Source organism: Acidovorax sp. (assembly GCF_021287135.1).
GTDB lineage: Bacteria > Pseudomonadota > Gammaproteobacteria > Burkholderiales > Burkholderiaceae_C > Acidovorax.
Genome location: NZ_JAJTBB010000011.1, coordinates 26,192 through 48,858, shown reverse-complemented (window position 1 = coordinate 48,858; position 22,667 = coordinate 26,192). Strand labels below are relative to the sequence as shown.

The following is a 22,667-nucleotide window of genomic DNA, read 5'->3' as shown; positions in this document are numbered from 1 at the left end:
CGGTTGTTGTGTCGTCGATTTCTAGTTAGATTTTCTGAAAATTATTGCCCCACTATGAGCACAAACAAGACAATCTGGTCGGATTGCAGAACGTGCTGCAGAAGAACTCGGCACGAAGTCTTATCTCAGCATGTAGAGGAGACTGATCCGGAGGGATACCATGAAAAGTTTACTTGGCAAATCGTTCGCTGCCATGGTTGTCACACGTTCGGCTTTGCTCGTAGGCACGACGACTACGAAGCTATTGAATGGGATCATGATGGCGAGCCCGTACACGAAGTTTCTATAGCTCTTTACCCAAGCGTTCTTTCCGAGCACAAGCCGATTTCCGAAACGTACTACCTGCCTGCGTTGATACAGAAGGTCTACAAGCAAACACTCCTCGCCTTGGGTGATCAATCGTATGTGCTGGCTAGTATCGGTCTGCGCGCCTGTATTGAAGCGGTTTGCAATCACTTGAATGTATCCGGTTCAAATCTTGAGAAGCGTATTGATCAACTCTTTAAGACTGGGCATGTCTCTAATGGCGACAAGCGCCGTCTCCACGCCATACGCTTTCTCGGAAATGATGCGGCTCACGAAATCAAGGAGCCAAAGGCATCGGATATTCGAATAGCTCTAGAGATCGTCGAGCATCTTTTAAGCACAGTATTTATTCTTGAGAGCAAAGCAAAGTCACTGGATACACTGGCCGAGAACTATCAGGACTTTCTGATGCTTATAAATATCTCTGCTAAATCTCTAAAGACAAGCAATGCCATCAGCCTTTCGAGCCTTCTCGGACGAAGAAGGCGGCTCATCAAGCAGGATTTCGATGAATTTGAGGCAAAACTGAAGGAAGATATAAATTCAGGAGCTGTTAACTTTCTTAAGTTGTTCCAACTGACTACAGTCAGCGGCAAGGAGGTTCAGCTTTACGAGGTTGATCCATCGAAGGCTGTCGACCCAAATTGTGACATTCCCTTCTAGCGACATCTCGAAAATCTAACCCCTCGCTCAAGCGGATCCACCCGCGGCCGCCCGTTTAGCTTTCCATAAATCACTAAACAGGAGATCAAATGGCTCTATACAAAAATGGCAATCGGTTAACACAGTCTCAAGATGCAGCGTTCGATGCATTGCATTCACCAGGCACCGCCGCTCCGCATCCTGGCATCTATCGATGTACATCGTGCGGAGACGAAATTGCCGTCGCGGGCGGTCACACTCTGCCGCCGCAAAACCATAAACAGCACAGTCCTACTAGCGGGCAAATCAAATGGCAACTTTTGGTTTATCCAGTTCAGCACTAACGAGGGGCTCGGGTCTAACCAGCACTCAAGCGGACCCGCATTCCGCGGGCCGCTTACCTTGACCGTTAGTGCCCTTACACGGTCTATGCGCGCAGCCACTCACTCCAGCGCTTCACCCTGTTTGCAAGGATTGCAAGCCTTTTTGGCCGCTGACGCTTATCCAGCAACCGCAGGCAGCTATCTTTATTGCAGCACTGCGCCCCTTCGTTGGCCCAGCACTTTTTCATGGGCCGCGACCTTCTCCGAGTTCGGGCGCCCCTTCTTGGCCTTCGGGTCTAACTCTGTGTTCAAGCCGACCTGAACCGCCTCGCATTCCGCAGAGGCCTGTTGGTTTAAGTCAGACGGTCTCGGCCTGACCAATGTTGGCGAGCACTCGACACAACCCGCACTACACCGTTCGCCCCCCCCAGCCGCCAACGTCGGCTACCCGACGCTCCCAACCGGGGCCAGTCCATACCATGCAAACCTTGATCCCACCCCCTTGACGAGACGCCTGCATGACTCCCTGGCACCCTGCCCCTTCCTCCCGCGCCGTGCGCATCGCCAGCGTCGCGCTGGTGCTGCTGCTCGGGCTGGCATTTGCCGCCGCCTACTTCACGCGGCAGACCGACCTGTTCTCGCTGCTGCCGCCCGATGGCACGGCACCGGATTTCAGCGCCGCGCAGCGGCAGGACCTGCACCGCACCTTCTTCACCATCTGGGCGGCGCTGGTGCTGGCGGCGCCGGCGTTGGCGTTCTTTGTGCTGCGGCGGGAATCGGCCCTGCTGGGCAGTCTGTGGCGGGCGTTCTGGACGGCGTCGCTGGTGGCGTTTGCCGTGCACTTCTACTGGGCGGTGGTGGTGATGTTTGGCAACGACTGGAGCCGCATCCTGCACACCTCCCGCGTGTCCGCCCCCCGCCTGGACACCGTGTTTGCCGTGTGGTGGTGCGTGGATGTGGCGCTGGCCTGGCTGTACCGTGGCGAGCCGCTGTGGGTGCGGGTGCAGCGCTGGCTGGTGCATGCGCTGGCGTTCATCCTGTTCTTCATGGGCGCGGCGCGCGAAGGGGAGCTGCTGGCATCCCGCGTGCTGGGCTGGAGCTTTGCGGCGGTGGTGGTGGCGGCGTTTGGCTGGAAGCTGTGGATGCGCCGCCCGCGGGCACCGCAGCCCGCGCGCTGAGCACCGCACAGCGGCACGGATCAATACTACATTTTTGATAGCTTCCAGCGCTTGCAGGACAAGGGCTGGAGCCTCAAAAGGCTTTGATTTGGCCCTGCCTCAGAGGGGCTTTTTGCCCTGAGGCTGTCGAAGGGCTGTTCGCAAAAAAAGCGCCCTGGCTGCGACGGGCTCAGCCCGAACGGACAGGGGCCAATCTGAAGCTAATCAGGGAAAGAAAAGACTCTTAACCCGGGCTACTTGATCAACGCCAGCACGTCCTTGAACGCCGGGTGCTCGCAACTGCCCAGCCATTCAAACGCCACCATTTCGGTGGTCACCAGCTCGGCGCCGGCGCCGGCCAGGCGGTCGAAGGCGGCGTCGCGGTTGCGTTCGGTGCGCGAGCCGCAGGCATCGGTCACCACCCACACCTCGAACTCGTCGTCGATCAGGTCCAGCGCGGTCTGCAGCAAGCACACGTGGGCTTCGCAGCCGGCGATGACGATGGTGCCGCGCTCGGGCGCTGCTTGCTGGGCGGGCTTTTGCAAATGCTTGGGCAGGCTGCGGGCGTTGCCGCCCTGCTGGGGCTTGGCGGGCGGGCTCAGCCATTCGCCCAGGCCTTCTTCGGCGGCGCTGAAGTGCATCTTGGCCAGGGTCTTGCGGCAGGCGGCGCGCAGCGCGGCGTCGTTGGGGCCCAGGCGCGAGGGGTTTTGCTCGGTGCCCCACACCGGCACGTCCAGGATGCGGGCCACCTCGGCCAGGCGGCGGGCGTTGGCCAGCACGGCGGGGCCTTCGTGGATGGCGGGCATCAGGCGTTCCTGGTAGTCCACCAGGACGAGTTGGGATTCGGTAGCGTCAAGCAGCATGGTTGGGAGGTTTACTCAGGCCGAAACGCCGCATTGTCGCAGCGCCTGGGCCAGCGGCCCGGCCAGGGGCACGGCGTTGCTGGGGTGGGGAATGCAGTCGGTGCTCCAGACCTCGCCCACGCCGGCATCGCGCAGCACCTGCAGCGCATCGCCCGCAAAGAGGGCATGGGTGACGGCCACGTCCACCGATGCGGCGCCGGCCTGCAGCAGCAAGCGCGCGGCGAGGGCCAGCGTGCGGCCGGTGCTGGCCATGTCGTCCAGCAGCACCACGGCGCGGCCGTGGGCATCCAGCGGCGGTAGCTCGATGGCCACGTCGCGGTCGCCATGGCGCACCTTGGTGCACACGGCGTGGTCGAAGCCGTGGCGCGCCGCGGCCTGGGCGATCCACTGGGCGGATTCACCGTCCGGCCCCACCAGCAGCGCGCCGGGGCGGCGCTGGGCGATAAGGTCGGCCAGCGGCTCGGCGCCGCTGAGCACGACGGCCTGCGGCACGGGGATGGCCTGCTCCAGCCGGTCGATGCGGTGCAGGTGCGGGTCTACCGTGACCACCGCGTCGAACAGCCCGGCCAGAAAGCCGCCCACCACCTGCTGGCTGACCACCTCGCCGGGGTGGAAGGCGATGTCCTGCCGCATGTAGGCCAGGTACGGCGCCACCAGGGTGAGGTGTTGCACGCCCAGGCTGCGCGCGGCGCGGGCGGCCAGCAGCAGCTCCACCAGCTTTTCGTTGGGGTCGTGCAGGCTGCGCAGCAGCACGGCACGGGGCGGCAGGCGGCCTGAGAGGCTGAGAGGAAATCGGTCCTGCCCGCCTTGTCGCCCCAAACCACCGCCAGCGTCGTTGCAAATGCGCGCCGTAGGCCGAGCTACGGCTGTGCTTTGCGCCTTGCCGGCAGCGCCTTGGGACGCCCTTTCGGGCACGCCCAATTCCCTCTCAGCCTCTGAGGCGTCCACCGGCAGGCGCAGCTTGAGTTCGCCATCGGGAAAGCGGTGGCGCTCGATGGTGCCCAGGGGCAGCCCGGCCGCCTGGGCCAGGCGCTGGGCGGGCGCGGCCTCGTCGGCAAAGTGCAGCAGCAGGCAGCCCAGGGGATGGGTCATCGTCAGAACTCCACGAACACCTTGGGCATTTCTTCGGCCGAGCCCAGGTAGTAGCCGATGCCTTGCGCGCAGGCCTGGCGGGCAAACTCCAGGTCGGCCGGGTAGCTGGCGTGCACGCGGTAGAGCACTTCGCCCGCGGCCACGGTGTCGCCCAGCTTGCGCAGCAGGTCCACGCCAGCGCCGGGCACCTTCGGGGCGCCGGCCAGCCGGGCCACGCGGGCGATCTGGAAGTTGTCGATGCCGGCCACCACGCCGCTGGCCGGGGCGACCACGTCCAGCGTCAGCGCGCCCAGGGCCGGGTGGTTGTGGTCAAACCCCTTGCTGCCCTGCGCAGCGATGATGGCGTTCATGCGCGCCAGCGCCCGGCCGGAGTCCAGGATGTCGCGGGCAATGGCGTAGCCGTCGCCGCCGCGCACGTCGGGGTCGCACTCGATCAGGCGCCCAGCCAGGCGCAGGGCCTTCTGGCGCAGGTCGTCGGGGCCGCGCGGGTCGTTCTGCAGCACGCGCATCACGTCGCGCGCCTCCAGCACCGGGCCCACGCCGTTGCCCACGGGCTGGCGGCCGTCGGTGATGACCACGTCCAGCGACAGACCCATGCGCCGCGCCACGTATTCAAACAGGCGCCGCAGGCGTTGCGCCTCGGGCATGGAGCGCACCTTGGCCGTGGGGCCGATGGGGATGTCCAGCACCAGGTGGGTGGCGCCGGCCGCCACTTTCTTCGAGAGGATGGAGGCCACCATCTGCCCCGGCGAGTCGATGGACAGCGGCCGCTCCACGGAGATCAGCACGTCGTCGGCCGGCGAGAGGTGGGCCGTGCCGCCCCAGGCCAGGCAGCCCCGGTAGTCGCGCACGATGTCGGCCAGCTGCTCCAGCGGCAGTTCCACATTGGCCAGCACCTCCATGGTGTCGGCCGTGCCGGCGGGCGATGTGATGGCGCGCGAGGACGTCTTGGGGCACAGCATGCCGTGCGCCGCGACGATGGGCACCACCAGCATCGTCGTGCGGTTGCCCGGGATCCCGCCAATGCAGTGCTTGTCGACCACCAGCGGCTCGTGCCAGTCGATCCGCCGGCCGCTGGCCACCATGGCATCGGTGAGGAAGAACACCTCTTCGCGGTCCAGCTCGTTCTGGCAGGCCACCACGAAGGCGGTGAGTTCGATCTTGGAATAGCGGTGTTCGGCAATGTCGCGCACGATGGCGCCGAAATCCTCGCGCGTGAGGCGCTCGCTGGCGATCTTGCGGAACAGCGCGCCCATGGACTCCGGCGGCTCGGCCTGCGCCACCGACACCGTGTGGCCGTTGTCCACGCCCAGCTGGGCAAAGGCATCCTCCGACAGGCCCAGTTCGTCGCAGCCCACCAGGGCGGCGTCGTCCACCACGTTCACCGTGGCCAGGATGCGGCGGCCGTTGGCGCGCACCTCGATCTTGGACAGCGCCTGGAAGCCCTCGGCCCGGTAGACGGCGCAGTCGCGGTGCAGGTAGGCCACGTTCTCGCGCCAGGTGTCGATGGCCACACGGCGCAGGGCCAGCTGCGAGCGCGGGGGGCCGCCCGGGTTGTCGGCAGAAAGCGGTGCGGCCCCGGCACCGGCCGTGGCATCCGCGCAAGGAGAGGAAGGAAGAGGAAGCGTCTCGGCGTGCATCACGCCAGCCTAAACCGAAAACGCTCCGCTGCGGCACAGGGGCCACCCGGGCGCCCGGCGGGCGGCGCGAATCGTCCACCCTTCATGATCCAGATCAAGACCCCCACGCCCCTGCACAACGCACCAGAGCGGCGCCAGGGCCTGGATTACTGCGCAGGCGGCAGGCGCAAAAGGCGGCCCTGGGGGCTGTCGGTCAGCAGGTACAGCAGGCCGTCGGGGCCCTGGCGCACGTCGCGGATGCGCTCGCGGGGGCCTTGCAGCCGCAGCGTCTCCTCCCGCAGCACCTGGCCGTCGGCCACTTCCAGCCGGTGCAGCGTGCCGAATTTGAGCGAGCCCACCCACAGGCTGCCCTGCCAGGCCGGGCCATACCGCGCGCTGGAAGGCCATGCCCGACGGCGCAATCGAGGGCACCCAGGTGTGCAGCGGCGGCTCCATGCCGGCACGGGCGGTGCCCTCGCCCAGCTTGCCACCGCCGTAGTTCTCGCCGTGGGTGATTACCGGCCAGCCGTAGTTGCGCCCCGGCAGCGGCCGGTTCACCTCGTCGCCCCCTTGCGGGCCGTGCTCGTGCATCCACAACTGCCCGTCAGGTCCAAAAGTGGCGCCCTGCGGGTTGCGGTGGCCGTAGCTCCAGATCTCGGGCAGCGCGCCCGGCTGTCCGCGCAGCGGGTTGTCGGGCGGCACCGTGCCTTCCGGGGTGAGGCGCACCACCTTGCCATGGTGATTGCCCAGGTGCTGGGCGTCGTCCTTGTGGTGGTAGCGCTCGCCCAGCGCCAGGAACAGGTTCCCATCGGGCGCCTGGGCAATCCGGCAGCCAAAGTGCAGGGCGCTGGCCACCTTGGGCCGCTGGCTGAACAGCACCTTCACGTCCTGCAAGCCCGTGGCCCCCGCGGGCAGGGTGGCGCGGGCCAGGGCCGTGCTGTTGGTGCGGCTGCCGGGGGTGCCGGGTTCGGCGTAGCAAAAGTAGATGCGGCGGTTTCGCGCGAAGTCCGCGTCCGTCACCACGTCCAGCAGGCCGCCCTGCCCGCCCGCTGCTACGGGCGGCAGCCCGGCCAGCGGCGGCTCCAGCCGGCCGTCCGCGTGCACAACACGCAGGCGCCCCGGCCGCTCGGTAACGAGAAACCGCCCGCCCGGCAAGAACGCCACGGCCCACGGATGCTCCAGCCCCTGGGCCACCGTGTCCACCGCAAGGGGTGCCGCAGGCGCACGGGCGGGCTGGGCCAGACCACCGGCACCGGTGCTGCCAAGCGCTATCAAAACAAGAGCTGCTCGCGCCCGACTGCAGGGCGCTGGAAACGATTTTTTACCAAGGTGTTTCACGGCGGATTCCCCCCGCGCCACGGCGGCGCTTCTTGACTTACTTCAACAAAATCAAGGGCTTGCGGGGTGATTATTTTTGATAAGCAACCGTGACGTGGTACCCTTCGCCCCCATGTCCCGATGGCTCTGCACCCTTCTCCTGGCCTGCGCCGCCTCCGTTCAGGCCGCTCCCCAAACGACCAACCCCGATGAAATGGACCGCTTTCTGACGGACAAGGGTCTTTTGACCCGTCTGGAAGACGTGAGCCAGAAGGTGGCCAGCCAAGCCCACACGGTGGCCGACCGAGCGTCCAACCTCGTGGTCAACGCCATGGGCTTCCTGGGCGTGCCGTACAAGCGCGGCGGCAGCAGCGCAGAAACCGGCTTTGACTGCAGCGGCTTTGTGCGCGCCATGTACGAACAAACCGTGGGGCTGCTGCTGCCCCGCCGGGCCGACCAGCAAGCCGCCGCCACGCAGGTCATTGACAAAAAAGAACTCCAGCCGGGCGACTTGGTGTTTTTCAACACCATGCGCCGCAGTTTCAGCCACGTGGGCATCTACGTGGGCGACAACAAGTTCATCCACGCACCGCGCAGCGGTGCCGAGGTGCGCGTGGAAGACATGGGCGCAGCCTACTGGGTGCGCCGCTTCAACGGTGCACGCCGCGTGCCCGCCGCCGCCAGCGCTGCGGACGACGCTCCCCAGCCCAAATAAGCCCGGCGCCGCCCTGCGCGGCTGCCAAGAAGCCCTAGCGCTCAGCCAGCGGTTCTGACAACCCCCGGGCTTTTGACAATTCGCCGGGCTACGGCTTGACTTGGTACACTGTTTCGCTGCTGCGGATCGGGCCACCGACCACATTCACCGGACGCACGGACGCGTCCCGCAGCATGGCCTTGGCCTGCGCCATGTCTGCCTGGTAGCGCGCCCGGGCCTGGGACTCGCACGCCTTGCGGTCCGCAGCCGCCATCGCGCGGCATTCCGCCAGGCTCACCTTCAGCCCCCCGCCGGCCTCGCGGATCGCGCTCTGGTAGCGTTGCTGAGGGGTCGTGTCGGGCACGGCGCCACGGGCCAGCGAGGCCTCGTCGTCGTTCTGGGCCAGGGCGGTACCCGGTCCGGCCAGCACGCCTGCCACGGCCAGCGCGGCCGCGAACACCACGGGAAAGGCGCGGGACGAACGTTTTTCTGCCATGTGTGCTTCCTTTCGATGCGAAGCTCCACTGTATTCCCCGGCACGCATCCCGTACAGCAGGTTCCTGCCGCACAGCGCTGTCAGACACGGCCCACAGCCGCCCCTGCCAGGCGTACCGCACGCTGCAGGGATCACAGGCACGGCCAGGGCGCGTTGTCCGACAAGAAGCGCGCGCTCCCCTTTCGTACAGTGGCTGCAACGGCCTGCGCGGCACACACAACCAGGGAAGAAGCATCATGGAAGCGCTGTTGGACACACTGCTGGTGGGGGCCCTGGTGGGGCTGCTGGCCCGGGCCTTGCTGCCGGGACGAAAGCAGCTCGGCTGGGTCATGACCCTGCTGCTGGGCGTGATCGGCGCGTTCCTGGCTACCTACCTGGGCCTGGCCATGGGCTGGTACCACCTGGAGGAGGCCACGGGCTGGGTGGCTGCGGTGGCAGGTGCCGCGCTGCTGCTGGCTTGGTTCAGCCGCTCCCGGGGCAACCGCTGACCGCGCCAGGCGCCATAGCGTTGCTTCCGCCTTGCGCCGTGTTGCGGTACAACACTCCCATGGCATCCACCCCCAGTTCCCTGCAAATGGCCGCCGGAAATCCGGCATTGACCGCCGCCGTGCAACGCAGCCGGCGGCTGCTGCACCGCAGGGCGCTGGTGGCCGCCGGCGCCAGCCTGGTGCCCGTGCCGGGGCTGGACTGGGCGGTGGATGCGGCCTTGCTGTCGCGCCTGCTGCCGCAAATCAATGCCGAGTTCGGCCTGGCGCCCGAGCAGCTCGACCGGCTGTCCCCGCACAAGCGCGAGCAGGTGCAAAAGGCGGTCGGGCTGGTGGGGTCGGTGCTGATCGGCAAGTTCATCACCCGCGAGCTGGTGCTGCGGGCCACCCAGACGGTAGGCGTGCGCCTGACCACCCAGCAGGCCGCCAAGTACGTGCCCCTGGCGGGCCAGGCGGTGGCGGCGACCCTGGGCTATGCCACCTTGCGCTACCTGGGCGAGCAGCACCTGCGCGACTGCGTGCGGGTGGTGCAGGCCGCCCAGCTGCAACTGCCAGACCCCGCGGGTGCCCCAGGCCGGGCGGGCGGCTGACCTTCCCCCCCCCCCCGCACACGCAGCCACCACCGTGCGTGGCGGCCCCGGTAACGCCGTGGGCCGGCTGCTCAGCCCGCCTTGAACTCAGTCCGCCTTGAAGCCGGTAGCGGCCACGGCCTTGCCCCAGGTGACCGTATCGGCCGCGATGGTGCGGCCAAACTCCTGCGCGCTGGTGCCCGTCACGCGGAAGCCCGCCTCTTCCATCTTCGCGCGGCCTTCCGGGGACTGCACGGCGCGCACCACGTCGGCGCTGAGCTTGGCCACGATCTCCGGTGGCGTCCGGGCCGGAGCAACGATGCCGAACCAGGAGGAAAACTCCAGGTTGGCGTAGCCCTGCTCCTTGATGGTGGGCACCTCGGGCAGGCTGGGGTTGCGGGTGGCGCCCGTCGTGCCCAGCGCGGCCAGCTTGCCCGCCTTGACCTGCGGCGCGGCCAGGCCCACGCTGGCGAACACGCCTTGCACGTCGCCGCTGAACAGCCCGCCCAACGCGTCCGATGTGTTTTTGTAATGCACCGGCTCCGGCTTGAGCTTCACCGCCTCGCCAAATATGAAGGCGCCAAAATGCCCGGGCGTACCCGCACCAAAGGTGGCCAGGAACAGCCCCTTCTGCTGCTGCGTCCACGCCACGAAATCCTTCACGTTCCGCGCAGGCACCTTTTGCGGATTGACCAGCAGCACAAAGTCCGACGTGACCACCTGGCTCACAGGCACGAAGTCGCGGGCCGGGTCGTACGGCAGCTTGTTGTAGCTGCTGGGCGCAATGCTCAGCTGGCCGGTTTCCCCGAGCATCAGCGTGTAGCCGTCCGGCGCGGCCCGGGCGGCCTCGGTCGCCGCGATCAGGCCGCCGGCGCCGGGCTTGTTGTCCACGATCACGCCCAGGTTGCCCCACGCTTCCGAGAGCTTCTGCGCCAGCAGGCGCGCCACGATGTCCGGCCCCGTGCCCGCGGCAAAGCCCACGATGATGCGCACCGGCTTGTTGGGATAGCCGGCAGGCGCCGTTTGGGCGTGGGCGCCCGCCCACGGGGCCAGGCCGGCCAGGGCGCAGGCGGCCGCCACCACCGCGCGGCGCAAGGGCTGGGCGCACGGCTGCTGCTGGGGGTTCTTCATGGGTGTCTCCTGTTCTCGTACGTTGTGAATGCGCAGGGCAAAAGGCGGCGCTGGGGGGGGCCGCGGATGCCGATTTACTGCAGCTCGAAGAAGCGCATGGCCACGGCATCCGGGTAGCGCGCACCGGTGCCCACGAACAGGCGCTCGGCCACCCACGACCACGCGGGCGAGGCCGTCTCGAAACTGGGGCTGCAGCGGAAATAGATCTCGGCCGGGTTCACCGGCTCGCCGCGCACCAGGCGGGCGATCAGCTCGGCGGGGCCCGAGCGCACGGCGCGGTTGTGCACGTACAGGCGGTCGCCGCCGTCCATCTCCAGCACGTAGCGGGCGTCCAGTTCGGACAGCCGCTCGTTCACGATGAGCTGGAAATCTGCGCCGCCGGGCAGCACCCGCGCCGTCCAGCCGTTGCCGGTGGCCGTGCCACCCAGGATGGGAATCACCCGCCGCACGCCGTGTGCCGTGCGGCCCACCTCCTGGGGCGTGCCGACCTCCACGCGCAGGTCGGCAAAAAAACGCAGGGCGGGCGCGGGCAGGACGGCGGGCGGAGGGCTGGCTTCAGGCATGGCGTTAGCGTAAGTCCCGTTGCACGGCCCGCCTGTCATCCCGGAGGATGACGGAACAACCCGGAGGGCGCGGCGCGCCCCTGCCCCTCATTCCGCCCCCCAAGGGGCTTTCCACCGACAACGTGCTTTCTCCCATGCGGCAGTGGCTACCTTCCTCCTTGCAAACCCTGCCCGGCCGGCCGGTGCCATCGCAGGGCACGGTCGCCGCCCTGGCACCCATGGTCGAACGGGTGGGCGAGCCCGGCTTTGCCGCCGGCTTGCTGCAGGACCTGGAGCCCGTGCTGCCCGCCGCGTCGTGGTCGGTGTACCGCACGGGCCATCGCTGCAAGCCCACACTGTTCCTCTCGGCCAGCCGGGGCGTGCCGGACACCACGCGCGACTGCTGGTGGGCGTACCTGTCGGGCCCTTACCGCAGCGACCGCACTTGGGGCCGCGCGTTTGACGACATGCCGCTGGGCGAGCCTGCCACGCGCCTGTGCCATCTGAGCGCCGCCGACGTGCCGGGCGAGCACCGCGCCCGGGTGTACGACGCGCATGGGGTGTCCGAGCGCGTGTCGGTGGTGGAGCACGAAAGCGACGGCTCGGTGTTCGCCGTCAACTTCTACCGCCACCAGCACCAGCGCCCCTTCAGCGACCGGCAGATCGGCGCCTTCGAGTCGGTAGCGCCCGTGCTGCTGGCCCTCACGCGCAAGCACATCCAGCTGTCACAGCGGCCTGGCGCCCTGCCCGCGCTCCTGCCCACGCTGGCCGCCCCCGAGGCCGCAGATGGGGGAACGCGCGCAAGGATGCAGCCGCACCACGCGGCCCAGGCCTTGCACGTCCCGCAGGGCAGCCACAGCCAGCCCCTGCCTCTGCCCCTGCTGCGCATGCGCCTGGTGCGCCTGCAGGTGGGCCTGACCGACCGCGAGCTGGACGTGTGCGCGCGCCTTTTGCAGGGCATGACCCACGAGGGCATCGCCAGCGATCTGCAACTGGGCGTACCCACCGTCAAGACCTACCGCAACCGCGCCTTTGCCCGTCTGGGCATTCACTTTCGCAACGAATTGTTTGCCCGCGTCCTGGGCACATAGATTCCCCTCGACCGCCGCATAGGGCGGGGTTGGCCCGGGCCGGCCTGCCGGCTGCGCCCGGGCATCGCTGCGCCCAGGCGCCCTGCCCGCCTGCGGCTTCATGCCCACTTAATCTGGCCCCCGTCCAATGCAGGGCGCGGGCAGTTCGCCCGCGCCGTTTCACCTCTACTGCAAAGGCTTTTTTCCCATGAAACTGCAACTTCCTGCTCTCGCCCTGGCCCTGTGCTGCTGCGGCGCCGCGTTCGCCGGCCCGACCTGCAAGGTTCCTGAAGACAAGTGGATGAAGGAGGCCGACTTCAAGGCGTCCATGGAGAAGCAGGGCTACCAGATCCGCACCTTCAAGGTCAGCAAGGGCAAGTGCTACGAGATCTATGGGCTGGACAAGGCGGGCAAGAAGGTCGAGATCTACTTCGACCCCGCCACCGGCGCGGAACTCGAACGCAAGTAAACCGGCCCGGTCCCCATGCCCCGCGAAACATCCGCCCCCTCCGTCCCCTCCGCCCCACTGACCCCACTGACCCCACTGACCCCACTGCCCGCCGCCACGCCGGTGTGGGACCTTTTCGTCCGCATCTTCCACTGGAGCCTGGTCGCCTGCGTGGTGCTCAACCAGTTTGTGCTGGAAGAAGGAAAAACAGCCCACCAGTGGGCGGGCTACGTCGCCACAGCCCTGGTGCTGGCCCGCATAGTGTGGGGATTCGTGGGCAGTCGGCATGCACGTTTCGCGGATTTCTTCCCCACGCCCAGCCGGCTTGCCGGGCATGTGCGTGCGCTGCGCCGGGGCGAGCACCCGGTCTACCTGGGCCACAACCCGCTGGGGGCGCTGATGATGCTGGCGCTGATGGCGCTGGTGCTGGCCCTGGGCTTCACGGGGTGGCTGCAGACCACCGACACCTATTTTGGCGAAGAGTGGCTGATGGAGCTGCATGAGTTGCTCGCCCATGCCTTGCTGGTGGCGGCCGGGCTGCACGCTGCGGCCGCCCTGGTGATGGGCCGCCTGGAGCGGGTGCGTCTGGTGCGGGCCATGGTGACCGGCACCAAGCAACCCTACTGAACCGGCGGAGCGCCTGTGCGATTGCTGCTGCTGGAAGACGACCCGACGCTCGGAGAAGGCCTGCGCGACTTTCTGCTGCAGGACGGCTACCGGGTGGACTGGTGCACCACGCTGGCCCAGGCCCGTGCCCTGGTGGGAGAACCCTATGACGCATGGCTGCTGGACTGGAACCTGCCCGACGGTTCGGCGCTGGAATGGCTGCGCAGCCTGCGCGCCAAGGGCGACACCACGCCGGCACTGGTGCTCACGGCCCGCGACCTGCTGGGCGACCGCATCCGCGGCCTGGACAGTGGGGCCGATGACTTTCTGGTCAAGCCCTTCGCCCCCGAGGAACTCTGCGCCCGGCTGCGCGCCCTGGCGCGGCGCGTGGCAGGCGGTGCGCAGCGCAAGGTGATGGGGCCGGTGGAAGTCAGCCTGGCCGGAAGACAGGCCTGGCTGCACGGGCGCGAAGTGGACCTGACCGCGCGGGAATGGGCCGTGCTGGAAGCCCTGGTGCTGCGGGCCGGACGCACGGTGTCCGCAGCCGATCTGGAAGCGCTGGTGCTGGGCCTGGGCGGCGAGCTGTCCAGCAACGCGCTGCAGGTGCACATCTTCAACTTGCGCAGCAAGCTGGGCAAGGAAGCCATCCAGACCGTGCGCGGCATGGGCTACCGGGTACCGCTCGCGCAGGCCGCGCAGGCTGCGGGCCCGGCCTGACTGTGACCATGTCTGCGCCTTCTCCCCCCCCGCCGCCTCCGTCCATCCGCGCCCGGCTGGTCCAGTCGCTGCTGTGGATTTCGGTCGTCTTCGGCGTGCTCACGGCCGTGGTCGTGTGGCAGGTGATCTCCCACGAGCTGGGAGAACTGATGGACCAGGAACTGCGGGAAGCGGCAGAAATCGTCCAGAGCGCCATGGCCTCCGCGGCCAACCCGGCGCCCCGGCCCGCAGGCACGGCCGGGCTGGACGCCCCGCACGAGGAACATCTGGTGTGGCAGGTGGTCGACAGCACCGCGGCAACGGTCGTCAGCCGCTCGCCCAAGGCGCCGGCCCAGGCGTTGCTGGCGGCCCCGGCCCCGGCCGCCCAATGGACCGCCGATGGGCAGTGGCGGGCGTACACGTCTGCCTTGCGCCACCCGCCCGGCCATTTCCTGGTAGTGGCGCAAAGCCGCGCCGAACGCGACGGAGTGCACCAGGAAGTGGTGCTGTACACGCTGGCGGCGGCCCTGTCGGTGAGCCTGCTCTCCGCCTTGCTGATGAACTGGCGGATCCGGCAGGAACTGCGTCCGCTCGGCTGGCTGGGCCGCACCGTGCAGGCCTACGACCCGCTGGTCCCTGGCACCGCCCCCCGCGGCGCGCCGCGGCAGGAGCTGCAGCCCATCGAGCAGGCCATTGCGGACCTGGGGCAGCGGCTGGCGCAGCGCGTGGTGCGCGAGCGCGCTTTCACGGCCCATGCCGCACATGCACTGCGCACGCCCGTGGCGGGCATCGACGTGCAGCTGGCACTGGCCATCCGCGAAGCGCCCGAAGCCCTGCAACCCCGCCTGGTGCGCACGCGCCAAGCGGCCGCCCGGCTGGCCAACGCCATGAACGCGCTGCTGATGATGTTCCGCACCAGCGCGGAGCCCCAGCGCCAGAACCTGGACCTGCGCCGCCTGCTGGACGATCTGGCCTTCCACGATTTGGCTGTCACCCTCCACCAGGAGGCGCCTCTGTGGGCCGACCCCGACCTGCTGGCGGCCACCCTGTGGAACCTGCTCGACAACTCCCGGCGTTTTCAGGCCCGGCAGGTGGCGGTGAGCGTTCGCCAGGATGCCACGGACAGCGTGCTGCGCGTGCAGGACGACGGTCAGGGCTGCCCTCCCGAAACCTGTGCCCGGCTGCAGGCATCGCTGCAGCAGCAGACCTACGGCGAGGGCAGCGCCCTGCAGGGCCTGGGGCTGGCATTGGCCGACCTGGTGGCCCGCGCCCACGGAGGCCATGCCAGCCTGCCATGCATGCCGCAAGGCTTTTGCGTGGAGCTGCGCTGGCCCGCCGGGCCGCCGTCTGGCGGCCCCAATGTGTAACAATTATTTTCACCAACCGGCGGGTTCTGCGCCCGCCTTCGAGAGGACCTTTCATGAAGACAACGCGTGCGCCTGCCCCGGGCAGGTGCTCCGCCGCCACGTTGCTGCTGGTGCTGGGCTGCGCCTCGGCAGGCCTGGCGCAGGCCGAAGCCCCCATGACCACCGATGACGCGGGCACCCTGGACCGGGGCGCCTTCAAGGTGGAGGGCACCCTCCACCGCGACAACCGCGCGCGCGGTGCCGATCTGGCGCTGGGCGCAGGCGTGGCCGAAGGGCTGGAGCTGGGCGTGGCGCTGTCCCGCGACAAGGACCGGCAGACCCGCAACGCCGTGGAGTTGCAAGGCCAGGGCCTGACCGTGAAATGGGTGCCCCTCCAGGCCGACGCCGGCTGGTCGCTGGGCGCGCGGCTGGACCTGAACTACCCCCGCACGCACACCGACGCAGCCCCACAGCCTGTGAGCACCCGGGAACGTGCCCTCCTGGCCCTGGCCACCTACCGCCAGGACCGCTGGGCGCTGCATTTCAACGCAGGCCAGCGCAGCGCCAAGAGCCAGGGCGTGCGCGAGACCGCCGCCACCTGGGCTGCGGGCGCCGAAGCCCCGCTCACGGACGTGCTGCAGCTGACCGCAGAGATCCACGGAGAACAGCGCGCCCGCCCCGACAAGGCCCTGGGCGTGCGCTACACGCTGGCCGAGGGGCTCAAGCTCTCGGCCTCCGCCGGGTGGGGCAGCGGGCGGACATTTGCCCAGGCAGGCGTGGCCTGGGAATTCCATTGAAGGTTGTTGACGCGCTCGCTGGGGCCGCGCCCCGCAAGGTGCCGAAACCGGCCCTTCACAGAACCGCCGGGTACAGCGGATTCGCAGCGAGAACTGCCGCGTCTCCTGGGTAATTGCACCGGCGCCAGGCGCCCGGCCCGGGGCTGCGCCCTGCGGGGCACAATCGGCCCATGCCGCCCCTTGCACCCCGCCCAACCCACCCGGCCCCGCACTGCGCATGGGCGCGCGCCGCCCGATGACGGCCCCCGTCCCCGGCCACTTTCAGCCCCGCATCACGCTCATGACCCTCGGCCGCGGCCAGGGCCTGCTGGGCATGGCGCCCCACGGCCGCCTGGGCCCGCGCGGCGACAGCGTGACGCTGGCGCAGATCGACTTCACCTACCGCACGGAGGGCGGCGCCACCTGGCACGAAAGCGCGCCCACCTCCATCCTGGGCGGGCGCCCCGCAGAGGTGCTGGAGCTGTTTGACACCGGCGGCCCGGTGGTGCGCCTGCAGCGCAACCTGGCGGCCGAGGCGGACGCGATGGACCGCGTGTGGGACCTGGGCCTGATCCCTGTGGATGCCGGCAAGCTCCAGTGGCGCCACCGCGCCGCGGCCAGCAGCCTGGGCCCCGTGTGGACGCTGGCGCAGGAGGCGCAGTTTGGCGACTTCTGGGCCGACGTGGTGCCGCAGCTGCGCGCCGAGGGCTGGAGCGTGGTGGTGCACCCCGGCTTTGCGCACGAAAGCGTGCCCGTGCTGCGCTGGAAGCTGCACATCGCCCCCCACACCGGCGAGCTGCTGGGCAAGGAGGTGGATGGACCGCTGGCCCCACGCGAGCGCCCCGTGCAAAAGCTCATGCTGCCCGAGCGCGAAGGCGCCTGGCTGCTGACCCTGGGCATCGAGATCGACGGCGAAACCCTGGACCTGGCCCCGCTGCTGGCCGACCTGCTGCGCCGCGACCCGCGCTGGCTGAACGCGCAGCAGATGGCGGCCATTGACGACCTGGCCCTCATCAAGCTGCGCGCCCCCGGCGGCAAGCGCATCGAGGCGCCCGCCGGGCCGCTCAAGGCCATTGTGGGCGCCATGGTGGACCTGCTGACCGACCCCACGCGCAACCAGCGCCAGGACGGCGACCCACTGCACCTGGGCGCCTGGGAGGCGCGCCGCATCGAGGCCCTGCGCGCCGGGCTGGTACAGGTCCACCGCGTGGGCACCGTGAACGGCTGGAGCAACGACTGGCAGCTGCAGGGCGACGCCGGCCTGGCGCAGCTGGCCCAGCGCCTGCGCCGCATCGGCACGCCCCAGCCCGTGGCCGCACCGCAGGGCCTGCAAGTGCAACTGCGCCCCTACCAGCTGGAGGGCCTCGCCTGGCTCCAGTACCTGCGCGAACAGGGCCTCTCCGGCATCCTGGCCGACGACATGGGCCTGGGCAAGACGGCGCAGGCGCTGGCGCATGTGCTGGTGGAGAAGGAAGCCGGCCGGCTCACGCGCCCGGCGTTGGTCGTGCTCCCCACCTCGCTGCTCTTCAACTGGCAGGCCGAGGCCGCGCGCATGGCGCCCGGCCTGCGCGTGCTGGCGCTGCACGGGCCGGACCGCGGCCGGCGCTACCTGCAGATCGCCCAGCACGACCTGGTGCTGACCACCTACCCGCTGCTGTGGCGCGACGTGGACGCGCTGGCCGCGCAGCCGTTCCACCTGCTGATCCTGGACGAGGCGCAGATGGTGAAGAACGCCGGCAGCCGCAGCGCCCGCGCCCTGCGCCGCCTGCAGGCCCCGCACCTGCTGTGCCTGACCGGCACGCCGCTCGAAAACCACCTGGGCGAGCTGTGGGCGCAGTTTGACTTTCTGATGCCCGGCTTTCTGGGCGATGTGCGCAGCTTCAACGCCCGCTGGCGCAAGCCCATCGAGGAAAACGGCGAAACCCTGCGCGCCCAGCTGCTGGCCCAGCGCGTGCGCCCCTTCATCCTGCGCCGCCGCAAGCAGGACGTGGCCACCGAGCTGCCCCCGCGCACCGAAAGCATCCTGCGCGTGCAGCTGCAGGGCAAGCAGCGCGAGCTGTACGAGGCCGTGCGCACGGCGGCCGACAAGCAGGTGCGCCGCGCGCTGGAGCGCCAGGGCTTTGACGGGGCGCAGATCGCCATCCTGGATGCGTTGCTCAAGCTGCGCCAAGTCTGCTGCGACCCGCGGCTCGTCAAAGGGACCACCAAGACCGCCCACACCATGGAGCGCGCCAAGCTCGAACTGCTGGCCGACCTGCTGCCCCCGCTGGTGGAGGAAGGCCGCCGCGTGCTGGTGTTCTCGCAGTTCACCGAGATGCTGACCCTGGCGGCCGAGCAGCTCGACACCTTGGCCCTGCCCTACCTCACCCTCACCGGCCAGACGCCGCCGCGCGAGCGGGGGGCCGTGGTGAAGCGCTTTCAGGCGCAGGGCGCGGGCAGCGCCCCCATCCTGCTGGTGAGCCTCAAGGCCGGCGGCGTGGGCCTGAACCTCACGGCCGCCGACACGGTGGTCCACCTCGACCCGTGGTGGAACCCCGCCGTGCAGGAACAGGCCACCGCCCGCGCCCACCGCATCGGGCAGGACCAGCCGGTGTTCGTCTACCAGCTGGTGGTGGAAGGCAGCATCGAGGAGCGCATGCTGGAGCTGCAGGCCCGCAAGGCGGCGCTGGCCAGCGGCGTGCTGGGCCATGACGCGGCCGGCGCGGTGAAGTTCAGCGAGGCCGACTTGCACGCGCTGCTGGCGCCGCTGGCGGAGCCGGCCAACAACCCGCTGGGCATTCCCGGCGAGGACGCGCGCCGCTGGGGCAGCACCGGCAAGCGGCGGGCCCGCGCGCTGCAGCCGCCGGAAAATTGAGGCATTTTTGGCCTCTAGCGCTTACCCATCAATCGCTAACAGCTATTAAATCAATAGCAACCGTACGCACTGCTTTGTGCCCGCAATGACGCAGAATTCAAAAGCAAGCTTCGGAGTGCGCCGCGGGGGCGCCGTCCCTAGAGTGGCCGGCATCCCTTCTTTTCTTTCGGAGCCTGCCATGCTGTCGACTGCCACCGCCCGCCCTTCGCCCCTGCGCCCTTCGCCACTGCGCCCGTTCACCGCTGCCATGCCGCACACCGTTCCGTCCGCCAAAGCCCAGCAGGCCGCCGCCACCCAGGCCGACCCGCGCTGGGCCGCTGTGGTCGCCCGCAGCGCGGCGGCGGACGGGAGCTTCTGGTATTCCGTGCAGACCACCGGGGTGTACTGCCGCCCCAGCTGCGCGGCGCGCACGCCCCGGCCGGAGAACGTGCGCTTTCACGCCAGCTGCGCCGAGGCCGAACGCGCAGGCTTTCGGCCCTGCCAGCGCTGCAAGCCGCAGCAGCCCTCGGCCCAGGCCCACCACGCCGGCTGGGTCACGCAGGCCTGCCGCATCATTGAGGCCGACGCCGCCGAGGGCCGGGCGACCACGCTGGGCGCGCTGGCGGCGCGCCTGGGGCTGAGCAGCTCGCACCTTCACCGCGTCTTCAAGCAGGCCACGGGGCTCACGCCGCGGGCCTACGCGGCCGCACAGCGCGAGCAGCGCGTGCGCAGCGCCTTGGGGCAGCCCGGCGCGGATTCGGTCACCGACGCCATCTACGGCGCGGGCTACCAGTCCAGCAGCCGCTTCTACGAGAAGTCCGCCCAGGTGCTGGGCATGACGCCCACCCGCTACCGCGCGGGCGGCGCGGCCCAGCGCATCCGCTTTGCGGTGGGGCAGTGCTCGCTGGGCGCGATCCTGGTCGCGCACAGCGGCCAGGGCCTGTGCGCCATCCTGCTGGGCGACGATCCCGACGCCCTGGTGCGCGACCTGCAGGACCGGTTCGCGCAGGCCGAGCTGGTGGGCGGCGATGCCGACTACGAAGCGCTGGTGGCGCGGGTCGTGGCCTTTGTCGAGGCGCCCGGGCTGGGGCTGGACTTGCCGCTGGATGTGCGGGGCACGGCCTTTCAGCAGCGGGTGTGGCAGGCGCTGCGCACCATTCCCGCCGGGCAGACGGCCAGCTACGCCGAGATTGCCGCGCGCATCGGTGCGCCCGCGGCCACCCGCGCGGTGGCCCAGGCCTGCGGCGCCAACGCGCTGGCCGTGGCCATACCGTGCCACCGCGTGGTGCGAAGCGACGGCGCCCTGTCGGGCTACCGCTGGGGCGTGGAACGCAAGCGGGCATTGCTGGAGCGCGAGGCCGGTGCTGCACAGCCGCACGGCGTGGCGCGGGAGAAGGCGGCATGAGCGCTGCCCTGCCCCATCCTGCACGACCCGACGCCATGCCCTGGCCCACCCGCGTGGCGGCCATCGACTGGGCGCAGGCGGTCGACGACCTGCACACCCAGGGCCACGCCGTGCTGCCGCAACTGCTGGACGCGGCGCAATGCGCGGCCCTGGCGGCGCTGTACCGCCGCGCCGGCCCGCCGCTGTTTCGCAGCCGCGTGGTGATGCAGCGCCACGGCTTCGGCCTGGGCGAATACCAGTACTTCAGCTACCCGCTGCCGGATGTGGTGGCCGGGCTGCGGGATGCGCTGTACCCCCAGTTGCAGCCCATTGCCAACCACTGGAATACCGCCATGGGCCTGGCCGTGCGCTACCCGGCGCGGCATGCCGACTTCATCGCCCGCTGCCATGCGGCAGGCCAGCTGCGCCCCACCCCGCTGCTGCTGCAGTACGGGCCGGGCGACTACAACTGCCTGCACCAGGACCTGTATGGCGAGCACGTGTTCCCGCTGCAGGTGGCCGTCCTGCTGTCGGAGCCGGGGCGCGACTTCACCGGCGGCGAGTTCGTGCTGACCGAGCAGCGCCCGCGCATGCAGTCGCGTGCCGAGGTCGTGCCGCTGCGCCAGGGCGATGCGGTCGCGTTCGCGGTGCACCACCGGCCGGTGCAGGGGACGCGGGGCACGTACCGCGTGAACATGCGGCACGGCGTGAGCCGCGTGCGCTCGGGGCAGCGCCATACCGTGGGCATCATCTTTCATGATGCTGAATAGAGTGACACCCCCTGGGTCGCCTGCGGCGCCTTCACCCCTCTCTCGCTGCGCGGGAGGGGGACGCACCCGGTGGCCTGGCAAAGCCAGTTCCACGGGTGCACGCGTGGGGCTGCGCCCGTTGCCACGTGCTGTCGCAATGGCATGCGACGACAAAAAGCCATGACCTTCGACCTGTTCGACGATCTGCCCTCCGCCCCGCAAGCGCCCGAGTGGCTGGAACCGGGTGCCGTGGTGCTGCGTGGCTTTGCCTTGGAGCAGGCGGCAGCCCTGCTGGAGGCCGTCGATGCCATCACGGCACAGGCTCCCTTCCGCCATCTCATCACGCCCGGCGGCAAGCGCATGTCCGTGGCCATGACGAACTGCGGGCCGCTGGGCTGGATCAGCGACCGCAGCGGGTACCGCTACGGCCCGGTGGACCCGGATACGGGCGAGCGCTGGCCCGCCATGCCGCCGATCTTTCAGCAACTGGCCCGCGATGCCGCCGAAGCGGCAGGCTACCCAGGCTTTGCGCCGGACGCCTGCCTCATCAACCGCTACGCGCCCGGCACGCGCCTGTCGCTGCACCAGGACCGCGACGAAGGCCACTACGCGCACCCCATCGTGTCGGTGTCGCTGGGCATTCCCGCGATGTTTCTGTGGGGCGGCGCTGAGCGCGCCGACAAGGCGCGGCGCGTGCCGCTGCTGCATGGCGATGTGGTGGTGTGGGGCGGGCCGGCGCGGCTGCGCTTTCATGGCGTGCTGCCGCTGCCGGCGGCGCAGCACCCGCTGACGGGCGCGTGCCGCATCAACCTTACCTTCCGCAAAGCCGGCTGATCGCGGCGTGCCGCATCCGGGCGTCCGCGGCCTGAACGGCCGGCGGGACTTGCCGCGAAATAGCCAACAAAATGGCCTGTAGCGCTTATCCCATAAGCGCAAGCAGCTATTAAAAAATGAGCACCCTGCGCGGTGGCCGCCGTGGCACGCGCCGTGCGCCTTTGCCAGAATGGCGGCCATGACCTTGCAAGACACCCCGCGCGTGCCGCCATCCGCCCGCTACTGGCTCATGAAATCGGAGCCCGACGAATGCTCCATCGACGACGCCCTGGCGGCCCCCGGCGCCACCGTGCCGTGGACGGGGGTGCGCAACTACCAGGCCCGCAATTTCCTGCGCGACGCCATGCAGGTGGGCGACGGCGTGCTGTTCTACCACTCCAGCTGCCCCGAGCCCGGCATTGCGGGCATCGCCCAGGTGGCCTCCGGCGTGCGGCCGGACCCGACGCAGTTCGACCCCGCCTCCCCCTACTACGACCCGCAGTCGCGCGACGACGCCCCGCGCTGGCTGTTGCGTGACGTGCAGGCGGTGCGCAAGACGCGGCTGCTCTCGCTGGCCGAGATGCGCCAGCACCCTGCGCTGGAGAACATGCGCGTGCTGCAGCGGGGGAACCGGCTGTCCATCACCCCCGTGGAGCCGGCGGAGTGGGCCGCGGTGCTGCAGATGCTGTAGTTGCGGCCGCTGCGGCGGC

Annotated in this window: 23 protein-coding genes and 1 pseudogene; 17 read left to right on the top strand and 7 right to left on the bottom strand. The window is 69.2% G+C overall.

Annotation, left to right across the window (positions count from 1 at the left end; all coding sequences use genetic code 11):
* Positions 1-54: 54 nt before the first annotated feature.
* The 3 genes from LWW96_RS02520 (at position 55) to LWW96_RS02510 (ending at position 2,449) form a co-directional block, all read left to right on the top strand.
* Positions 55-969: a DUF4145 domain-containing protein gene (locus tag LWW96_RS02520; RefSeq protein ID WP_291484087.1), complete on the top strand. Its 915-nt coding sequence runs from the start codon at positions 55-57 to the stop codon at positions 967-969.
* A gap of 132 nt (positions 970-1,101) precedes the next feature.
* Positions 1,102-1,593: a DUF1010 domain-containing protein gene (locus tag LWW96_RS22200; RefSeq protein ID WP_366117928.1), complete on the top strand. Its 492-nt coding sequence runs from the start codon at positions 1,102-1,104 to the stop codon at positions 1,591-1,593.
* Between the two features lie 196 nt (positions 1,594-1,789).
* Positions 1,790-2,449, top strand: coding sequence for a hypothetical protein (locus LWW96_RS02510; RefSeq protein WP_291484085.1), 660 nt, complete (start codon positions 1,790-1,792; stop codon positions 2,447-2,449).
* Between the two features lie 233 nt (positions 2,450-2,682).
* Here the strand turns inward: LWW96_RS02510 and LWW96_RS02505 are convergent, their stop codons facing one another.
* The 4 genes and pseudogenes from LWW96_RS02505 to LWW96_RS02490 form a co-directional block, all read right to left on the bottom strand.
* The gene (locus LWW96_RS02505; RefSeq protein WP_291484084.1) at positions 2,683-3,291 is read right to left on the bottom strand and encodes an isochorismatase family protein; all 609 of its coding nucleotides are present in this window, start codon (positions 3,289-3,291) and stop codon (positions 2,683-2,685) included.
* Between the two features lie 15 nt (positions 3,292-3,306).
* Entirely contained in the window at positions 3,307-4,383 is a 1,077-nt protein-coding gene (locus LWW96_RS02500; RefSeq protein WP_291484083.1) for a ribose-phosphate diphosphokinase, read from the bottom strand.
* 2 nt (positions 4,384-4,385) lie between these two features.
* Positions 4,386-5,912 (bottom strand): thymidine phosphorylase family protein, encoded by a 1,527-nt coding sequence (locus LWW96_RS02495; protein WP_291484120.1) that lies wholly within the window; start codon positions 5,910-5,912, stop codon positions 4,386-4,388.
* 257 nt (positions 5,913-6,169) lie between these two features.
* Positions 6,170-7,244, bottom strand: a pseudogene (locus tag LWW96_RS02490) (PQQ-dependent sugar dehydrogenase).
* 208 nt (positions 7,245-7,452) lie between these two features.
* Here LWW96_RS02490 and LWW96_RS02485 point away from each other — a divergent pair.
* Positions 7,453-8,034, top strand: a complete 582-nt coding sequence (locus LWW96_RS02485; protein WP_291484082.1) for a C40 family peptidase — start codon at positions 7,453-7,455, stop codon at positions 8,032-8,034.
* A gap of 88 nt (positions 8,035-8,122) precedes the next feature.
* Here the strand turns inward: LWW96_RS02485 and LWW96_RS02480 are convergent, their stop codons facing one another.
* Positions 8,123-8,509 (bottom strand): hypothetical protein, encoded by a 387-nt coding sequence (locus LWW96_RS02480; protein ID WP_291484081.1) that lies wholly within the window; start codon positions 8,507-8,509, stop codon positions 8,123-8,125.
* A gap of 236 nt (positions 8,510-8,745) precedes the next feature.
* Between LWW96_RS02480 and LWW96_RS02475 the strand changes: the two genes are divergently transcribed.
* Entirely contained in the window at positions 8,746-8,997 is a 252-nt protein-coding gene (locus LWW96_RS02475) for a GlsB/YeaQ/YmgE family stress response membrane protein (RefSeq protein ID WP_291484080.1), read from the top strand.
* Between the two features lie 59 nt (positions 8,998-9,056).
* Complete coding sequence (locus tag LWW96_RS02470) at positions 9,057-9,584, top strand: hypothetical protein (RefSeq protein ID WP_291484079.1); 528 nt, start codon at positions 9,057-9,059, stop codon at positions 9,582-9,584.
* An 87-nt stretch (positions 9,585-9,671) separates the two neighbouring features.
* Here the strand turns inward: LWW96_RS02470 and LWW96_RS02465 are convergent, their stop codons facing one another.
* Positions 9,672-10,694, bottom strand: coding sequence for a tripartite tricarboxylate transporter substrate binding protein (locus LWW96_RS02465; RefSeq protein ID WP_291484078.1), 1,023 nt, complete (start codon positions 10,692-10,694; stop codon positions 9,672-9,674).
* 74 nt (positions 10,695-10,768) lie between these two features.
* Positions 10,769-11,257 carry a DUF3237 domain-containing protein gene (locus tag LWW96_RS02460; protein ID WP_291484077.1) on the bottom strand — a complete coding sequence of 163 codons (489 nt, stop codon included), beginning with the start codon at positions 11,255-11,257 and terminating at the stop codon, positions 10,769-10,771.
* A gap of 218 nt (positions 11,258-11,475) precedes the next feature.
* On the opposite strand from LWW96_RS02460, the gene LWW96_RS02455 reads away from it, so the two are divergent.
* The 11 genes from LWW96_RS02455 (at position 11,476) to LWW96_RS02405 (ending at position 22,648) form a co-directional block, all read left to right on the top strand.
* Entirely contained in the window at positions 11,476-12,327 is an 852-nt protein-coding gene (locus LWW96_RS02455) for a helix-turn-helix transcriptional regulator (protein ID WP_291484119.1), read from the top strand.
* A 187-nt stretch (positions 12,328-12,514) separates the two neighbouring features.
* Positions 12,515-12,775 carry a PepSY domain-containing protein gene (locus LWW96_RS02450; protein WP_291484076.1) on the top strand — a complete coding sequence of 87 codons (261 nt, stop codon included), beginning with the start codon at positions 12,515-12,517 and terminating at the stop codon, positions 12,773-12,775.
* 15 nt (positions 12,776-12,790) lie between these two features.
* Positions 12,791-13,381, top strand: a complete 591-nt coding sequence (locus LWW96_RS02445) for a cytochrome b/b6 domain-containing protein (RefSeq protein WP_291484075.1) — start codon at positions 12,791-12,793, stop codon at positions 13,379-13,381.
* 15 nt (positions 13,382-13,396) lie between these two features.
* Complete coding sequence (locus tag LWW96_RS02440; RefSeq protein WP_291484074.1) at positions 13,397-14,077, top strand: response regulator transcription factor; 681 nt, start codon at positions 13,397-13,399, stop codon at positions 14,075-14,077.
* A gap of 8 nt (positions 14,078-14,085) precedes the next feature.
* On the top strand, positions 14,086-15,423 hold the full coding sequence (locus LWW96_RS02435) for a HAMP domain-containing sensor histidine kinase (RefSeq protein ID WP_291484073.1): 1,338 nt from the start codon (positions 14,086-14,088) through the stop codon (positions 15,421-15,423).
* A 53-nt stretch (positions 15,424-15,476) separates the two neighbouring features.
* Complete coding sequence (locus LWW96_RS02430) at positions 15,477-16,199, top strand: hypothetical protein (protein ID WP_291484072.1); 723 nt, start codon at positions 15,477-15,479, stop codon at positions 16,197-16,199.
* Between the two features lie 235 nt (positions 16,200-16,434).
* A complete protein-coding gene (locus LWW96_RS02425; protein WP_291484071.1) occupies positions 16,435-19,032 on the top strand; it encodes a DEAD/DEAH box helicase in 2,598 nt (865 codons plus the stop codon).
* A gap of 247 nt (positions 19,033-19,279) precedes the next feature.
* Positions 19,280-20,416 carry a bifunctional DNA-binding transcriptional regulator/O6-methylguanine-DNA methyltransferase Ada gene (ada, locus tag LWW96_RS02420; RefSeq protein ID WP_291484118.1) on the top strand — a complete coding sequence of 379 codons (1,137 nt, stop codon included), beginning with the start codon at positions 19,280-19,282 and terminating at the stop codon, positions 20,414-20,416.
* A gap of 35 nt (positions 20,417-20,451) precedes the next feature.
* Positions 20,452-21,165: a 2OG-Fe(II) oxygenase gene (locus tag LWW96_RS02415; RefSeq protein ID WP_291484070.1), complete on the top strand. Its 714-nt coding sequence runs from the start codon at positions 20,452-20,454 to the stop codon at positions 21,163-21,165.
* Between the two features lie 159 nt (positions 21,166-21,324).
* Positions 21,325-21,978 (top strand): DNA oxidative demethylase AlkB, encoded by a 654-nt coding sequence (alkB, locus tag LWW96_RS02410; RefSeq protein WP_291484069.1) that lies wholly within the window; start codon positions 21,325-21,327, stop codon positions 21,976-21,978.
* Positions 21,979-22,156: 178 nt separating this feature from the next.
* Entirely contained in the window at positions 22,157-22,648 is a 492-nt protein-coding gene (locus tag LWW96_RS02405; protein ID WP_291484068.1) for an EVE domain-containing protein, read from the top strand.
* The last annotated feature ends 19 nt before the right edge of the window (positions 22,649-22,667 follow it).

Bases quoted from the DNA above. Each gene is read 5' to 3' on its own strand.
- LWW96_RS02500 (WP_291484083.1), bottom strand. From the start codon at position 4,383: ATGACCCATCCCCTGGGCTGCCTGCTGCTGCACTTTGCCGACGAGGCC.
- LWW96_RS02445 (WP_291484075.1), top strand. From the start codon at position 12,791: ATGCCCCGCGAAACATCCGCCCCCTCCGTCCCCTCCGCCCCACTGACC.
- LWW96_RS02415 (WP_291484070.1), top strand. From the start codon at position 20,452: ATGCCCTGGCCCACCCGCGTGGCGGCCATCGACTGGGCGCAGGCGGTC.
- LWW96_RS02460 (WP_291484077.1), bottom strand. From the start codon at position 11,257: ATGCCTGAAGCCAGCCCTCCGCCCGCCGTCCTGCCCGCGCCCGCCCTG.
- LWW96_RS22200 (WP_366117928.1), top strand. From the start codon at position 1,102: ATGCAGCGTTCGATGCATTGCATTCACCAGGCACCGCCGCTCCGCATC.
- LWW96_RS02430 (WP_291484072.1), top strand. From the start codon at position 15,477: ATGAAGACAACGCGTGCGCCTGCCCCGGGCAGGTGCTCCGCCGCCACG.
- LWW96_RS02480 (WP_291484081.1), bottom strand. From the start codon at position 8,509: ATGGCAGAAAAACGTTCGTCCCGCGCCTTTCCCGTGGTGTTCGCGGCC.
- ada (WP_291484118.1), top strand. From the start codon at position 19,280: ATGCCGCACACCGTTCCGTCCGCCAAAGCCCAGCAGGCCGCCGCCACC.
- LWW96_RS02425 (WP_291484071.1), top strand. From the start codon at position 16,435: ATGACGGCCCCCGTCCCCGGCCACTTTCAGCCCCGCATCACGCTCATG.
- LWW96_RS02470 (WP_291484079.1), top strand. From the start codon at position 9,057: ATGGCATCCACCCCCAGTTCCCTGCAAATGGCCGCCGGAAATCCGGCA.
- LWW96_RS02455 (WP_291484119.1), top strand. From the start codon at position 11,476: ATGGTCGAACGGGTGGGCGAGCCCGGCTTTGCCGCCGGCTTGCTGCAG.
- LWW96_RS02475 (WP_291484080.1), top strand. From the start codon at position 8,746: ATGGAAGCGCTGTTGGACACACTGCTGGTGGGGGCCCTGGTGGGGCTG.
- alkB (WP_291484069.1), top strand. From the start codon at position 21,325: ATGACCTTCGACCTGTTCGACGATCTGCCCTCCGCCCCGCAAGCGCCC.
- LWW96_RS02485 (WP_291484082.1), top strand. From the start codon at position 7,453: ATGTCCCGATGGCTCTGCACCCTTCTCCTGGCCTGCGCCGCCTCCGTT.
- LWW96_RS02435 (WP_291484073.1), top strand. From the start codon at position 14,086: ATGTCTGCGCCTTCTCCCCCCCCGCCGCCTCCGTCCATCCGCGCCCGG.
- LWW96_RS02465 (WP_291484078.1), bottom strand. From the start codon at position 10,694: ATGAAGAACCCCCAGCAGCAGCCGTGCGCCCAGCCCTTGCGCCGCGCG.
- LWW96_RS02510 (WP_291484085.1), top strand. From the start codon at position 1,790: ATGACTCCCTGGCACCCTGCCCCTTCCTCCCGCGCCGTGCGCATCGCC.
- LWW96_RS02520 (WP_291484087.1), top strand. From the start codon at position 55: ATGAGCACAAACAAGACAATCTGGTCGGATTGCAGAACGTGCTGCAGA.
- LWW96_RS02450 (WP_291484076.1), top strand. From the start codon at position 12,515: ATGAAACTGCAACTTCCTGCTCTCGCCCTGGCCCTGTGCTGCTGCGGC.
- LWW96_RS02505 (WP_291484084.1), bottom strand. From the start codon at position 3,291: ATGCTGCTTGACGCTACCGAATCCCAACTCGTCCTGGTGGACTACCAG.
- LWW96_RS02405 (WP_291484068.1), top strand. From the start codon at position 22,157: ATGACCTTGCAAGACACCCCGCGCGTGCCGCCATCCGCCCGCTACTGG.